At 69.7% G+C, this 14,568-nt stretch carries 11 protein-coding genes; 7 read left to right on the forward strand and 4 right to left on the reverse strand.

The window, feature by feature from the left end; translation table 11 throughout:
* Positions 1 to 33: 33 nt before the first annotated feature.
* Positions 34 to 1,017: an ABC transporter ATP-binding protein gene (locus OG230_RS09225; protein ID WP_328911354.1), complete on the reverse strand. Its 984-nt coding sequence runs from the start codon at positions 1,015 to 1,017 to the stop codon at positions 34 to 36.
* A 169-nt stretch (positions 1,018 to 1,186) separates the two neighbouring features.
* Positions 1,187 to 2,446: an NYN domain-containing protein gene (locus tag OG230_RS09230; RefSeq protein WP_328909657.1), complete on the reverse strand. Its 1,260-nt coding sequence runs from the start codon at positions 2,444 to 2,446 to the stop codon at positions 1,187 to 1,189.
* Between the two features lie 256 nt (positions 2,447 to 2,702).
* On the opposite strand from OG230_RS09230, the gene OG230_RS09235 reads away from it, so the two are divergent.
* Complete coding sequence (locus tag OG230_RS09235; RefSeq protein ID WP_328909658.1) at positions 2,703 to 2,885, forward strand: hypothetical protein; 183 nt, start codon at positions 2,703 to 2,705, stop codon at positions 2,883 to 2,885.
* 98 nt (positions 2,886 to 2,983) lie between these two features.
* On the opposite strand, the gene dnaE is transcribed toward OG230_RS09235, so the two are convergent.
* Positions 2,984 to 6,523 (reverse strand): DNA polymerase III subunit alpha, encoded by a 3,540-nt coding sequence (gene dnaE, locus OG230_RS09240; protein WP_328909659.1) that lies wholly within the window; start codon positions 6,521 to 6,523, stop codon positions 2,984 to 2,986.
* A 168-nt stretch (positions 6,524 to 6,691) separates the two neighbouring features.
* On the opposite strand from dnaE, the gene OG230_RS09245 reads away from it, so the two are divergent.
* The 5 genes from OG230_RS09245 to OG230_RS09265 all read left to right on the forward strand — a co-directional run bounded on the left by OG230_RS09245 (position 6,692) and on the right by OG230_RS09265 (position 12,729).
* Positions 6,692 to 8,017, forward strand: coding sequence for a DUF2252 domain-containing protein (locus OG230_RS09245; protein ID WP_328909660.1), 1,326 nt, complete (start codon positions 6,692 to 6,694; stop codon positions 8,015 to 8,017).
* Positions 8,018 to 8,082: 65 nt separating this feature from the next.
* Entirely contained in the window at positions 8,083 to 8,799 is a 717-nt protein-coding gene (locus tag OG230_RS09250; RefSeq protein ID WP_328909661.1) for a hypothetical protein, read from the forward strand.
* Positions 8,800 to 8,850: 51 nt separating this feature from the next.
* A complete protein-coding gene (locus OG230_RS09255) occupies positions 8,851 to 9,666 on the forward strand; it encodes a DsbA family protein (protein WP_328909662.1) in 816 nt (271 codons plus the stop codon).
* Positions 9,667 to 9,801: 135 nt separating this feature from the next.
* On the forward strand, positions 9,802 to 11,451 hold the full coding sequence (locus tag OG230_RS09260) for an alkaline phosphatase D family protein (protein ID WP_328909663.1): 1,650 nt from the start codon (positions 9,802 to 9,804) through the stop codon (positions 11,449 to 11,451).
* A 285-nt stretch (positions 11,452 to 11,736) separates the two neighbouring features.
* Complete coding sequence (locus OG230_RS09265) at positions 11,737 to 12,729, forward strand: zinc metalloprotease (protein WP_328909664.1); 993 nt, start codon at positions 11,737 to 11,739, stop codon at positions 12,727 to 12,729.
* 69 nt (positions 12,730 to 12,798) lie between these two features.
* Here OG230_RS09265 and OG230_RS09270 read toward each other — a convergent pair whose 3' ends face one another.
* Positions 12,799 to 13,368: a dienelactone hydrolase family protein gene (locus OG230_RS09270; RefSeq protein WP_328909665.1), complete on the reverse strand. Its 570-nt coding sequence runs from the start codon at positions 13,366 to 13,368 to the stop codon at positions 12,799 to 12,801.
* Between the two features lie 45 nt (positions 13,369 to 13,413).
* Between OG230_RS09270 and OG230_RS09275 the strand changes: the two genes are divergently transcribed.
* The gene (locus OG230_RS09275) at positions 13,414 to 14,553 is read left to right on the forward strand and encodes a mechanosensitive ion channel family protein (protein ID WP_328909666.1); all 1,140 of its coding nucleotides are present in this window, start codon (positions 13,414 to 13,416) and stop codon (positions 14,551 to 14,553) included.
* Positions 14,554 to 14,568: the final 15 nt, after the last annotated feature.

A 14,568-nucleotide genomic window follows, 5' to 3' on the forward strand; every position in this document is an offset into this window, starting at 1 on the left:
ACCTGGCGATGCTCCCCTTCGATACGCACACGTTCACGCCTTCACCAGCCCCTCGGTCGCCCGGACCGCGTCCCCGCCGAGCGCCAGATAGACGTCCTCCAGGCTGGGCGTGGCGAGCGTGAAGTCGTCGAGTGCGGCGAACGCCGCACCGCCGGTCACCGCGGCCACCGCCGCCCGCGCCTCGTCGGGCGCCAGCCGCAGCACCCAGCGGCGCCCGGACTCCTGGGCGGACCCGCGCAGGGCCGCGACCTCGGGTACGTCCAGGGGGGCCCGCTCGCGCCAGACCAGTTCCACCCGGACCTCTCCCGCCACCTGCTCCTTGAGCCCGTGCGGGGTGTCGCAGGCGATGACCTTGCCGCGTTCGAGTACGGCGACCCGGTCGAGCACCGTCTCGGCCTCGATCACGTTGTGGGTGACGAGCAGCACCGTGACGCCCCGCTCGGCCCTGCGCCGGTCGATGGCGGCCCATACGGCGCGCCGGGCGACGGGGTCCATACCGGTCGTGGGTTCGTCCAGGACGAGGACGGGACGCTCCCCCACGAGCGTGGCGGCGAAGCAGGCGAGCCGCCGCTGGCCGCCGGACAGCTTCTTCAGGGGGCGCCCGGCAAGTTCGGTCAGGCCGAGTTCGTCGAGTACGGCATCGCGCGCGGCGCGCGCCTCGCGGACCCGGAGGCCGCGCAGCCGGCCGGTGGTCTCGGCGGCGAGGGAGACGGTCAGCTCGTCGAGGGCGGTGCTTTCCTGCCCGAGGTAGCCGATCAGCCGGGAGGCCCGCTCGGGGTGGCGCACGAGGTCGTGGCCCAGCACTTCCACGCTGCCGGAGTCGGGCCGCATCAGTCCGGTGAGCTGGCGCACCAGGGTGGATTTGCCCGCCCCGTTGGGGCCGAGCAGGCCGAAGATCTCGCCCTCGCGGACATCGAGGCAGATCCCGTCGGTGGCGCGCACCTCGGGAGTGGCCGCCGCGCCGCGGCGCCCGCGGACGGCGGGATAGGTCTTGACCAGATCACGCACCGCGCACACGGTCCCGGTTCCGGTCTGTGCCTGTGCTGTGCCCGTACTCACGAGGTACGAGGGTACGGGGTCGGATGCCCCGGATTGCGCCCGGGGTCACACCGGCCGGACACGAGCGGACGCGCCGCCGGCCCCGCGTCGGCGAGGCGCTCCGCCCGCCTATGGCCCCTTTCGGCCATTACTCCGCGACGGGCGCGTGCTCCGCCGCGGCCCGGACGTCGATCTCGCGCCAGAATCCGGCTCTGATCGCGTACCGGTCGTGTTCGTCGATCTGGTCGTCCTTGTGGGCGAGCAGACCGAACCGGGCCGCGTACCGCAGGAGCTCGCCGTCGATCCGGTGCGGGATCCGCGGGTACATGGTCGACAGCTTCTGGAGATGGACGGTCTCCGGCAGCCGCTCCATCCACCGGCGGGCGAAGACCTGGCCGACCTCGAACGGGTCGCCGCCGACGGTCGTGATGTCCTCCTCCCGGTCCGCCCAGCGCTGTTCGGCGCTGGTGAGCTGGGCCAGGGTCGGCAGCGAGGCCGTCTCGGCGGGCTCGCCGAGCGGTCCGCCGCGCTCGACCCAGCCCTTGTCGGAGGACCAGCGCAGCGTGGCGTTGGCGGGTGCGGGCGGCGGAGTGGGGTGCTGTGCCGCCTGGCTGCCGGGGCCGCGGAGGCTCGCCAGGTCCTTGGGCGTGGGGACACCCCGGTGGCCGGGGGCGGGCTGGGTGCCGGTGTCCTGGCCGGCCGGCGCCGAGGCGCCGTTGCGGGCGGCGGCGGCCTGGGCCTCCGATGCCCGTTCGGCGGAGGCCGCCAGCGCGGCTTCCGGGAGGGGCGCGGAGAGGATCGCGGCGATCTCGGGGCGCGGGACGGGAGGCGGCGCGCAGATCCCGCCGATCTCCTTGGCCCGTACCGCCTTGGTGATCCAGGCCCGGTCCAGCACCCGGCGCTCGTCGGCCTCCGCGACCAGGTCCTCGGACTGGTTGTAGTCGCCGTCGGCGGCCTGAACGGCCCAGAGGTGGACGGCCACCCCGTGTTCCTTGGCCGACATCAGCCCCGGCAGCAGGTCGCCGTCGCCGGTCACGAGCACCACGTCGGAGCAGGCGCGGTTCCTGGCGAGCTCGGTGAGCTCGGCGTGCATCGCCGCGTCGACCCCCTTCTGCGCCCATCGGCCGTCACTGCGGGTGAGGGCGCCCAGCCGAACGGTCACGCGGGGCATCACCCGGAGCCTGCGGTGTTCCGGCTGCGGTACGCGGTCGGGGGCGCCGTCGAACCAGTAGATCCGGAGCAGGGGCTGCTGCGTGTCCGCCTCCGCGCGTTCGCGCAGGCCCTGGATCAGGGCCGCGTGGTCGACGGTGATGCGGGAACGGGCGGGCTCTCCGGCCAGCAGGCTCGCGGCTGCGCCCAGCAGGTAGCCGGCGTCCACCAGGACGACGCAACGGTCCACGCGTTCCACCCTCTTCCAGGAATTCGGGAACGGTTTTCGGCGGGCCCGGTCGTGGGGGGTGGGCCTGCTTACTCAGGGTTTCCTTCGAGTCTGCCCGACCACACGGGGGTTAACGTCCGGAACTCGATCATCGGCGTGGCGGATCGGAAAAACGGCGCGACACACCCCCTCACTACGCACGGTAATGATCCAAAATGCGGCGTTTGTGGCGCTATGTGAGTCTGACAGCGGTCCTGGCCCCGAGAGTCCCTATAGGAGGAACACCATGGCCAAGAACAAGAACCGCAAGCAGGGCAGCCAGCAGGATCGCGCCGCGTCCGCCGCGGAGCGAAGCGCGCAGGAGGCGAAGACCTCGTCCTTCGAGGCACAGAGTTCGCCTCAGTCGCAGCCTCAGGGCAGCCCCGCTGATGTTGCCCGTAAGCACCAGCGGCGCTTCGGCCACAACTGACCGGGTCCTTTGCCGGTCCGGCCGCAGGCCGACAGCCGAGAGGGGCGCCCCGCTTTCGCGGGGCGCCCCTCTCGTACGTACTACGGACCGCGGAGGTCTCAGCCGGCCAGGCAGGACGGGCCGAGCAGGACCTTCAGGTCCCCGAACAGTGCCGGGTCCGGCTTCACCCGGTGCCGGTCGAGCCGGAGCACGGTGGTCTTCCGGGGGCCCTGGAGCCTGATCCGCACCTCGGTGTCGCCGCGGTGGTGGCTGAGGACCTCGCCGAGGCGGCTGACCATCGGCGGGGTGATCTTGACCGTGGGGATGGTCAGCACGACCGGTGCGTTGGTCCCGGCCGAGGACACGTCGGGGACCTGCATCTCCATCGCGACCAGGCGGGGCACGTCCTCGCGCTTGTCGAGACGTCCCTTCACGAAGACGACGGTGTCCTCCACGAGCTGGGTGGAGACCAGCTGGTACGTGGCCGGGAAGAACATGCACTCGATGGAGCCCGCGAGGTCCTCGACGGTGGCGATCGCCCAGGCGTTGCCCTGCTTGGTCATCTTGCGCTGGAGGCCCGAGATGATGCCGCCGATCGTGACGATCGCGCCGTCCGAGTGCTCTCCGCCGGTGAGCTGCGAGATCGCGGCATCGGACTTGTCCGACAGCACGTGCTCGATACCGAAGAGCGGGTGGTCGGAGACGTACAGGCCGAGCATTTCGCGCTCCTGCGCGAGCAGGTACGACTTCTCCCACTCGATGTCGGAGAACTCCACGTCGAGCCCGAAGCCGGGCTCGTCGGTCTCCTCCTCGCCCATGCCGCCGAAGAGGTCGAACTGCCCCTCGGCCTCCTTGCGCTTGACCTGGACCACGTTGTCGATCATCGGCTCGTGGTGGGCGACGAGGCCCTTGCGGGTGTGGCCCATCTCGTCGAAGGCGCCCGCCTTGATGAGCGATTCGACGGTGCGCTTGTTGCAGACGATCGCCTCGACCTTGTCGAGGAAGTCGGGGAAGGAGCTGTACTTCCCCTTCGCCTTGCGGGTCTTGATGATCGAGTCCACGACGTTCTGGCCGACGTTACGGATCGCGGTCAGGCCGAAGAGGATCACGTCGTCGCCCTGGGCGGCGAAGTTGGACACGGACTCGTTCACATTGGGCGGCAGCACCTTGATGCCCATGCGCCGGCACTCGTTGAGGTAGACCGCGGACTTGTCCTTGTCGTCCTTCACGGACGTGAGCAGCCCCGCCATGTACTCGGCCGGGTAGTTCGCCTTGAGGTACGCCGTCCAGTAGGTGACCAGGCCGTACGCCGAGGAGTGCGCCTTGTTGAACGCGTATCCGGCGAAGGGGACCAGGACGTCCCAGAGGGCCTTGATCGCCGCGTCGGAGAAGCCCTTCTCCTTGGCGCCCGCCTCGAAGAGGACGAAGTTCTTCGCCAGTTCCTCGGGCTTCTTCTTGCCCATCACGCGGCGCAGGATGTCGGCTTCGCCGAGTGAGTATCCGGCGACGATCTGGGCGGCCTTCTGCACCTGCTCCTGGTAGACGATCAGGCCGTAGGTGAGGCCGAGGACCTCCTTGAGGGGCTCCTCCAGCTCCGGGTGGATCGGGGTGATCTCCTGGCGGGCGTTCTTCCGCTCGGCGTAGTTCGTGTGCGAGTTCATGCCCATCGGGCCCGGCCGGTACAGGGCCGAGACGGCGGAAATGTCCTCGAAGTTGTCGGGCTGCATCTGGCGCAGCAGCGAACGCATCGGGCCGCCGTCGAACTGGAACACACCGAGCGTGTCACCGCGGCAGAGCAGTTCGTACGTCTTGGGGTCGTCCAGCGGGAGGGAGAGCAGGTCCAGCTTGATGCCCTTGTTGGCCTCCACCATCTTGACGGCGTCGTCCATGATGGTCAGGTTCCGCAGGCCGAGGAAGTCCATCTTCAGCAGGCCGAGCGACTCGCACTGCGGGTAGTCCCACTGCGTGATGGTGACGCCGTCGGTGTGCCGCACCCAGATCGGGGCGTGGTCGACGATCGGCTCGCTGGACATGATGACGCCGGCGGCGTGCACACCCATCTGCCGGACCAGGCCCTCGACGCCCTTCGCGGTGTCGATGACCTTGCGTACGTCCGGCTCGTTCTCGTACATCCCCCGGATCTCGCCCGCCTCGCTGTAGCGCGGGTGCTTGGGGTCGGTGATGCCGTTGAGGTCGATGCCCTTGCCGAGGACGTCGGCGGGCATGGCCTTGGTGAGCCGGTCGCCCATGGCGTACGGATAGCCGAGGACGCGGGCGGAGTCCTTGATCGCGTTCTTCGCCTTGATCTTTCCGTACGTACCGATCATGGCGACCTTGTCGGCGCCGTACTTCTCGGTGACGTACCGGATGACCTCCACGCGCCTGCGCTCGTCGAAGTCGATGTCGACGTCGGGCATGGAGACGCGCTCGGGGTTCAGGAACCGCTCGAAGATCAGTCCGTGCTCGATCGGGTCGAGGTCGGTGATGCCCATGGCGTACGACACGATCGAGCCGGCCGCCGAGCCTCGGCCGGGGCCGACCGCGATGCCCTGGTTCTTGGCCCACATGATGAAGTCGGCGACGACCAGGAAGTACCCCGGGAACCCCATCTGGATGATGATGTCCAGCTCGTACTCGACCTGCTTCTGCCGGTCCTCGGGGATGCCGTTCGGGAAGCGGCGGTTCATGCCGACCCGGACCTCTTCCTGGAACCAGGTGACCTCCGTGTAGCCCTCCGGGATCTCGAACTTCGGCATCAGGTTCTTCGCCTCGAACATCCCGGAGGTGTCGATCTGCTGGGCGACCAGCAGGGTGTTGGCGCAGCCCTCTTGCCAGGCGTCGGAGGAGTCGACGCCGTACATCTCGTCGGTCGTCTTGAGGTAGTAACCGGTGCCGTCGAAGCGGAAGCGGTCCGGGTCCGAGAGGTTCTTGCCGGTCTGGATGCAGAGCAGCGCGTCGTGCGCCGTGGCCTCGCCGGCGTAGGTGTAGTGCGAGTCGTTCGTCACGAGCGGCGGGATGCCGAGCTTCTTGCCGATCTCCAGGAGCCCGTCGCGGACCCGGCGCTCGATCTCGATCCCGTGGTCCATCAGCTCCAGGAAGTACTTGCCCTCGCCGAAGATGTCCTTGTAGTCCGAGGCCGCCTGCACCGCCTCGTCGAACTGGCCGAGCCGCAGACGGGTCTGCACCTCACCGGAGGGACACCCGGTGGACGCGATCAGACCCTCGGACCACTGGGAGATGGTCTCCTTGTCCATGCGGGGCCACTTCTGGAGCCAGCCCTCGGCGTACGCGTCGGAGGAGAGCCGGAAGAGGTTGTGCAGCCCGGTGCTGTTCGACGCCCAGATCGTCTTGTGGGTGTAACCACCCGAACCGGACACGTCGTCGCGCTTCTGGTGCGGCTGTCCCCACTGGACCTTGCGCTTGTGCTTGCGCGACTCGGGCGCGACGTACGCCTCGATCCCGATGATCGGTGTCACACCCGCCTTCTTCGCCGAATGGAAGAAGTCGTACGCACCGTGCAGGTTGCCGTGGTCCGTCATCGCGATGTGCGACATGCCCATCTCGTTGCACGCCTCGAACATGTCCTTGAGCCGCGCGGCACCGTCCAGCAGCGAGTACTGGGTGTGGACGTGAAGGTGCGTGAAGGGCGGCTTGGTCACGGCGCTGGGCCTCCGGGAGAACTCAGGATGATGGTTGGGGGGACAGCGTGGAAGTCTACGTCTCCGGACTGACAACCGAGGGGCACTCCCGGGTACGGTCGCGCGTTGAAGGGGCGGAGACGCCCGTCCCATTTGTCATGAACGCCATGCACCAGGAGGCACCAAGAAATGTCGGAAACGCAGACCGGCGCAGCTCAGCGCGGGGAGCAGATTCTCGCCGTTTTCGACACCGCCTTCGGTGAGCTGCTGGCCGCCGACCCCGCCGCCTTCAGGGTCAAGTTCCGGAAGATGGCGGGCTCGGCCTTCGCCTTCTACCGGGGCACGGCCTGTCTGTTCTACGACGACCTGGCGCGGGAGCTGCACACCGGCCCGTATCAGGACGAGCGCACCGGCCGGGTCTGGATCCACGGCGATCTGCACGCGGAGAATTTCGGCACCTACATGGACGCCAACGGCCGGCTGGTCTTCAACGTCAACGACTTCGACGAGGCGTACGTCGGCCCCTTCACCTGGGACCTCAAGCGCTTCGCCGCCTCCGTCGCCCTGATCGGCTACGCGAAGGCGCTGAGCGACGACCAGATCACCGAGCTGGTCCAGGTCTACGCCGCCGCCTACCGGGAGCGCATCCACGCCCTGGCGACGGGCGCGAAGAACGACGAGGTGCCGCCCTTCACGCTGGACACCGCCGAGGGCCCGCTGCTGGACGCGCTGCGCGACGCCCGCGCGCTGACCAGGTTCTCGCTGCTGGACTCGATGACGGAGATCCGGGACTTCGAGCGCCGGTTCGCCGCCGACGGCGGTGCGATCGACCTGGACGCGGCGACCCGCTACAAGGTGCTCGCCGCGTTCGACGGCTATCTGGAGACGCTGCCCGAGTCGAGCCTGACCCGCCCCGACTCCTACCGGGTGAAGGACGTCGTGGGCCGGCGCGGCATCGGCATCGGATCGGCCGGGCTGCCCTCGTACAACATCCTCCTGGAGGGCAACAGCGACGCCCTGGAGAACGATGTGGTGATCTACCTCAAGCAGGCGCAGACCCCGGCGGTCTCCCGGCACATCACCGACGCGGCCGTGCGGGAGTACTTCCAGCACGAGGGGCACCGCACCGTCATCTCGCAGCGCGCCCTCCAGGCGCACGCCGACCCGTGGCTCGGCTGGACCGAGCTGGACGGCGCGGGGCAGCTCGTCGCCGAGGTCTCGCCGTACGCGGTCGACCTGGACTGGTCCGACATCGACGAGCCGGAGGAGATCGCCGCGGTCGTCGCCGACCTCGGCCGGGCCACGGCCACGATGCACTCGGCGGCGGACGACGAGAGCGGGCACTCGCTGGTGCCGTTCTCCACGGAACGGGCGATCGACGCGGCGATCGCGGCCGACGAGGAGGGCTTCGCCGGGCTGCTCGTCGACTTCGCCCACAGTTACGGGGCACGGGCCCGGGCCGATCACCAGATCTTCGTGGATCTCTTCCGCAACGGACGCATCCCGGGTCTGTAAGGCTCCCCACACGCCCGGGCGATTTTAGGGATCGCTTACAGGTACACATGGCACACTCCTCGACGATGGACGTATCAGGGACGCAGCTCAGAACGGTTCGCGCGGCGCTTTTCACAGCGCTCGTCGTGACGCTCTCCGCTGCGTCCCATGTGCTGCTGTCCCGGGTTCCGCTGCCACTGACCGTGCTCGCGCCCCTGGCTGCCGGCGTCTTCGCCGTGGCCTTCGCGCTGGCGGGCCGGGAGCGCGGCTTCGGGGCCATCGCCGGAGTGCTCGTCCCGCTGGAACTGGCGGCCGACACGGTGTTCACCACCGGACAGCACCTCTGTTACGGAGCGGCGGGCGGCCCGATCGCGGGACCGCTGCGCTCCGTCGGCCTGGACGTCCTGTGCGGTGGCGGCGAGGTGGGCCCGGCGCAGCTGGCCGGGGTCGGTGCCGTCGGCACTCCGCTGGCCGGGGTGACCGGCGCCGGCGACCGCGCCGCGGCCCTGCTGGCGTCGCCCGATCCCCTGGTGCCGTGGCTGCTGCTCGCCGCCCATGTGACCGTCGGGCTGCTGGCGGCGGCCTGGCTGAGCCGAGGCGAGTCCGCGCTCGCGGGGCTGCTCCGCGCGGCAGCCGCCGTCGCGTTCCGCCCGCTGCTGGTCGCGGTCGCCGTGGTGGGCACGGCGCGCCGTGCCGCCGGGCGCGAGGCGCTCCCGTCGGGGCACCCGCACCCGCTCCACCCTGCCCGGCTCCTGGGGCACTCCGTGGGACGGAGGGGACCGCCGCGCCCGGCCTGCGCCTGAGCACGCGGCACGTCCCCGACCCACGACACCACGCACACACGGAGAACCACCATGAGCAAGCGCAACACCCAGGCGAACAAGGCGGCGGCCCGCGAGCGACTGCGCGCCGAGCGCGAGCGCCAGGCCAAGAAGGACAAGACACGCAAGCAGGTCGTCGTGGCCGTCTCGGTGGTCGCCGTGCTGGCGATCGCGGGCGGCGTCAGCTACGGCGTGATGCAGCTGAACAAGCCCTCCGCCTGGGAGGCCGCCGCGGACGCGAAGAACGTCACCGCGCCGAAGAACACCTCGGGCGAGGACGGCACGACGGTCGTCGTCGGCAAGTCGACCGCGAAGAAGACCCTGGAGCTGTACGAGGACTCGCGCTGCCCGATCTGCGCCACCTTCGAGCAGACGGTCGGCGAGACCGTCGCGAAGGACGTCGACGCCGGCAAGTACAAGGTCAAGTACGTCGGTGCGACCTTCATCGACAACTCCGACAACGGCGAGGGCTCGAAGAACGCCCTGAGCGCGCTGGGTGCGGCGCTCAACGTCAGTCCCGAAGCCTTCATGGACTACAAGGCCGCGCTCTACTCGGCGAAGTACCACCCGCAGGAGACCGAGGACAAGTTCGCCAAGGACAGCTTCCTGATCGAGGTGGCGAACTCGGTGGACGCGCTGAAGGACAACACCGCGTTCGAGAAGGACGTCGAGGACGGCACGTACGACGCCTGGGCCATGAAGATGTCCGCGGCGTTCGACAAGAGCGGTGTGGAGGGCACGCCGACGCTGAAGATGGACGGCAAGACCGTCACCGCCGAGGGCAGCAAGAACGCCCCGATGACGGTGGACGAGTTCAACGCCGCGATCACCAAGGCGCTCAAGGCGTAACCGGAGCATTCGCGGGGCGTCAGACGTCCGGGGCGTAATTCCGGACGGCGATTTCCCGACGGGCGGGCGAACTTCCTTTGTTCGCCCGCCCGTTCGCCTGCCCGGGCACCGTACCGGTCAGTAGGGTGATCGATCGTGACCAGTCGACACTCTTTCTCGCCCACCCGCCGTACGGTGGTCAGGGCCGCCGCCGCCACCGCGGTCGCCGCCCCCGTCCTCGCCACCGCGACCACCGCCCGGGCCGCCGAAGCCCCGGCCTTCCTGCACGGGGTCGCCTCCGGTGACCCGCTGCCCGACGGCGTCCTGCTGTGGACCCGCGTCACCCCGGCAGCCGACGCGGTACCGGGTTCCGGCCGCGGCGCCGACACCGCCGTGCGCTGGGAGCTGGCCGAGGACGCGGCCTTCACCCGGATCGCCGCGCAGGGCACGGTCGTCGCGGCCGCCGCGTCCGACCACACCGTCAAGGCCGATGTGCGCGGCCTGCGGCCGGCCACCGCGTACTTCTTCCGCTTCGCGGCGGGCGAGGGCGAGCAGGTCCTCTCCCCCGTCGGCCGCACCCGTACGGCGCCCGCCGCCGGCGCTACCGTCGCCGGTGTGCGGTTCGGCGTGGTGTCGTGCGCCAACTGGGAGGCCGGCTGGTTCTCCTCGTACCGCCATCTCGCCGCCCGCACCGACCTCGACGCGGTGCTGCATCTCGGCGACTACATATACGAGTACGCCTCGGGCGCCTACCCGGCACCGGCCGACGGCGTACGGCAGCACCGGCCCGCCCACGAGATCCTCACCCTCGCCGACTACCGCACCCGGCACGGCGCGTACAAGACGGACCCCGACCTCCGGTCCCTGCACGCCACCCACCCGGTGATCGCGATCTGGGACGACCACGAGTTCGCCAACGACGCCTGGGCGGGCGGTGCCGAGAACCACACGCCCGGCTCCGAGGGCTCGTGGGCCGATCGCGTCGCGGCGGCGAAGCAGGCGTACTTCGAGTGGATGCCGGTCCGCGCCTCCACGGAGGGCACCGTCTACCGGCGTCTGCGCTTCGGTTCCCTCGCCGATCTGCACCTGCTCGATCTGCGCAGCTTCCGTTCCGAGCAGTCGTCCGTCGGCAACGGCGCGGTGGACGACCCGGAGCGTTCCATCACCGGCCGGGCGCAGCTGGACTGGCTGAAGTCGGGACTGGCCGGTTCGGACGCCTCCTGGCAGCTGGTCGGCACGTCGGTGATGATCTCGCCGGTCGCGTTCGGTGCGCTGCCGGCCCATCTGCTGGCGCCGCTCGCGGAGTTGCTCGGGCTGCCCGGTGAGGGCCTGGCCATCAACGTGGACCAGTGGGACGGCTACACCGACGACCGCAGGGAACTGATCGCACATCTGCGGGACAACGCGATCAGGAACACCGTGTTCCTGACCGGCGACATCCACATGGCGTGGGCCAACGACGTACCGGTGAAGGCCGCGACGTATCCGCTGTCGGCCTCGGCGGCGACGGAGTTCGTGGTGACGTCGGTGACCTCGGACAACCTGGACGACGTCCTGCGGGTCGCACCCCAGACGGTCTCGCTGGTCGCGGCGGCGGCGCTCAAGGCCGCCAACCGCCATGTGAAGTGGGTCGATCTGGACTCGCACGGCTACGGCGTCCTCGACGTGACCGCCGAGCGCTCGCAGATGGACTACTACGCGATCTCCGACAAGACGCGTCAGGACGCCACGGCGTCCTGGGTCCGCTCCTACCGGACGCTCAGCGGCACGCAGAAGATCGAGCGCGTCGACCGTCCGGTGCGCTGACCGATCAATTCAAGCCATCCTGCGTCGTGTTAAGGGTGGGTCACGCCGTGACGGCGGGTGGTGCCGGCCGCAGACCGAATGCGGACACACCACCCGCCGAGGTCACTCCGCACGTTACGAACTTGTCTCAAACCTTGGTACAGACCGCAAATTTTTTCCCCCTTGCCCCTGTACGCGCCACAAATGATTGGGCCGGATCGATTCTCTTCAGGACATGACATGGCCACGTAATCTCCCGGCGGCGGGTGAGGAAGTACCTCCCCCACATGTCCGCAAGGAGTCACCGTGCGCGCTCTTGTACGCATATCGCCCCGACTGCGTCGTCACGCCCTGAGCACAGCCGTACTGGCCGGAACTCTGGCACTGGCTCCACTCTCCGCCGCGCCCGGCAGCGCCGTCGCCGCACCCTCGACGGCTCTGTCCGCCGAGGACTGCGCGGAGACCTCCGGTGCGAGCGCGACCGCCCGTGAGGCACGCCCCGGCGGGTCCGACCACGCCGCGGAGCCCAACGAGGTGAGCGCCGCCAAGGCCAAGGCCATGGACGCCGACCTCCAGAAGAGACTGGCGGACCGCCGCGTCAACGGCACGGCCCTCGCGGCCGGGGCGACGATCCCGGTCTACTTCCACGTCATCCACTCCGGGACCACGGGGAAGCTCAGCGCGACCGCGATCAACAACCAGCTCAACGTCCTCAACGCCGCCTACAGCGGCCAGGGAACCGGCAACACGGACTCCGGCTTCCGCTTCACGCTCGCCGGCACGGACTACACGGACAACGCCACCTGGTACAACCTGGCTTCCGGCTCCACGGCCGAGAAGAACATGAAGACCTCTCTCCGCCAGGGTGGCGCGGGTGCGCTCAACGTCTACAGCGCCAACCTCAGCGGCGGCCTGCTCGGCTGGGCGACCTTCCCGAGCTCGTACAACTCCAGCCCGTCCATGGACGGCGTGGTCATCCTCGACGACTCGCTGCCGGGCGGCACCGCGGCCAACTACGACGAGGGCGACACCGCCACCCACGAGGTCGGCCACTGGATGGGGCTCTACCACACCTTCCAGGGCGGCTGCAACGGAAACGGTGACTACGTCAGCGACACCCCGGCCGAGAAGAGCCCCGCGTACGAGTGCCCGACCGGCCGCGACAGCTGCGCCAGCAAGACCGGCGTCGACCCGATCCACAACTTCATGGACTACACGTACGACGCCTGCATGTACCAGTTCACTTCGGGCCAGGTGGCGCGCATGAGCGAGTACTGGACCGCCTACCGCGCGGGCTGACCCCCGCCGTACGGACCACGAGGGCCCCGCGCACCGGCGCGGGGCCCTCGCCGTCTCTCCGGGGCGCGTCTAGAGCGTGGCCAGGAAGCCGAGCGCGACCTTCCAGGTCTGCTCGGCCGCCGCCTCGTCGTAGTCGGGCAGCTCCGGGTCGGTGAACAGATGGCCCGCCCCCGGGTAGCGGTAGACCTCGACATCGGCGCCCGTCCGCTGCATCTGGAGATACCAGGACGTCAGCCAGTCGTGCGACTCGAACGGATCGGGATCGGCGACATGCAGCTGTACCGGCAGCTCGTCCACCGAGGCGTTCTCCGCGATGTCCGAGGTGCCGTGGAACAGCAGCAGCCCGCGCGCCTTCGCGTCGCCGAGCGCGAGGGTCTGCGCGGTGGACGCGCCGAAGGAGAAGCCCGCGTACACGAGGCCCTGGTCGGAGTAGGGCGCGGCGGCCAGCACGGCGCGCCGCAGCAGCTCGTCCTTGCCCACCTGCTCCTTGAAGGCCAGGCCCTCCTCCACCGATTCGAAGGTGTGCCCCTCGAAGAGATCGGGCACACGGACCTCGTGCCCGGCGGACCGCAGCCGGTCCGCAGCCGCGTGCACCGCGGGCCTCAGCCCGTACGTCGAGTGGAAGAGCATGATGTTCATGAGGCCATGGTGCCAGTTGTGCCCAAGAGCTTGGAGGAGCAGGGGATGGAGAACGTACTGCGCCCGCTGATAGTCGTCGGCGGTGCGCTGGTGATCACCCTGCTGGTCGGCTGGCTGGTCGATCTGGCGCTCCGGCGCGCCGACAGCAGGCACCAGGAGACCCCTCTGTGGGGGTTGCTGCGCCGCTGCCGGCTCCCGCTGCAGCTGGTGATCGGTACGGCCCTGCTGGGCGCCACCTACACCCACACCCGGCTCGACCTGGTGGAGCGGCACCGGTCGGGAATCGGCCAGACCCTCACCCTGGTACTGATCGGGGCATCGGCCTGGCTGGTGGTACGGGTCGCGGCGACGATCGTCGAGGCGTCGTACGCCCGTTACGCGGCGGCCACCCGTGATCCGGCCAGGGTCCGGCGAGTCCGTACGCAGGTGACGCTGATCCAGCGGGTGGTCATCGCCGTCGTGGCCACCGTCGCGATCGCGGCGATGCTGCTGACGTTCCCGGCGATGCGGACGGTCGGCACGTCGATGCTCGCCTCCGCCGGTGTGCTGGGCATCGTCGCCGGCGTCGCCGCCCAGTCGACCCTGGGCAACCTCTTCGCCGGTCTGCAGATCGCCTTCGGCGACATGGTGCGGATCGGTGACACGGTGGTGGTCGACGGCGAGTGGGGCACCGTCGAGGAGATCACCCTGACCTTCCTCGCGGTACGGACCTGGGACGAGCGGCGGATCACGATGCCGGTCTCGTACTTCACCAGCAAGCCCTTCGAGAACTGGTCGCGCGGCGGGGTGCAGATGACCGGCACCGTCTTCTTCCACCTCGACCACTCGGCGCCCGTCGCCGCCATGCGCGAGCACCTGCGGGCCGTTCTCGGCGAGTGCGCCGCCTGGGACGGCCGCGACTGGTCGCTGGCCGTCACGGACACCACCCCGTCGACGATCCAGGTACGCGCGGTGGTCACCGCGAAGGACGCGGACGACATCTGGACGGTGCGCTGCGCCGTCCGGGAACAGCTCATCACCTGGCTGCGCGACCACCATCCGTACGCACTGCCGCGGATCGCGACCTCGCCCGCGGTGCTGCCCCCGGGCGAGCAGTGGCCGACGCCGGCCCCGCTGGACGGCTGGGACGCCGCCGCGGCGGAGACGGTGGGCGGCAGCAAGGCCCCGCGTACCGGCCGGGGCTGACCCGGCCGGTACGCC

The organism is Streptomyces sp. NBC_00234, assembly GCF_036195325.1.
GTDB lineage: Bacteria > Actinomycetota > Actinomycetes > Streptomycetales > Streptomycetaceae > Streptomyces.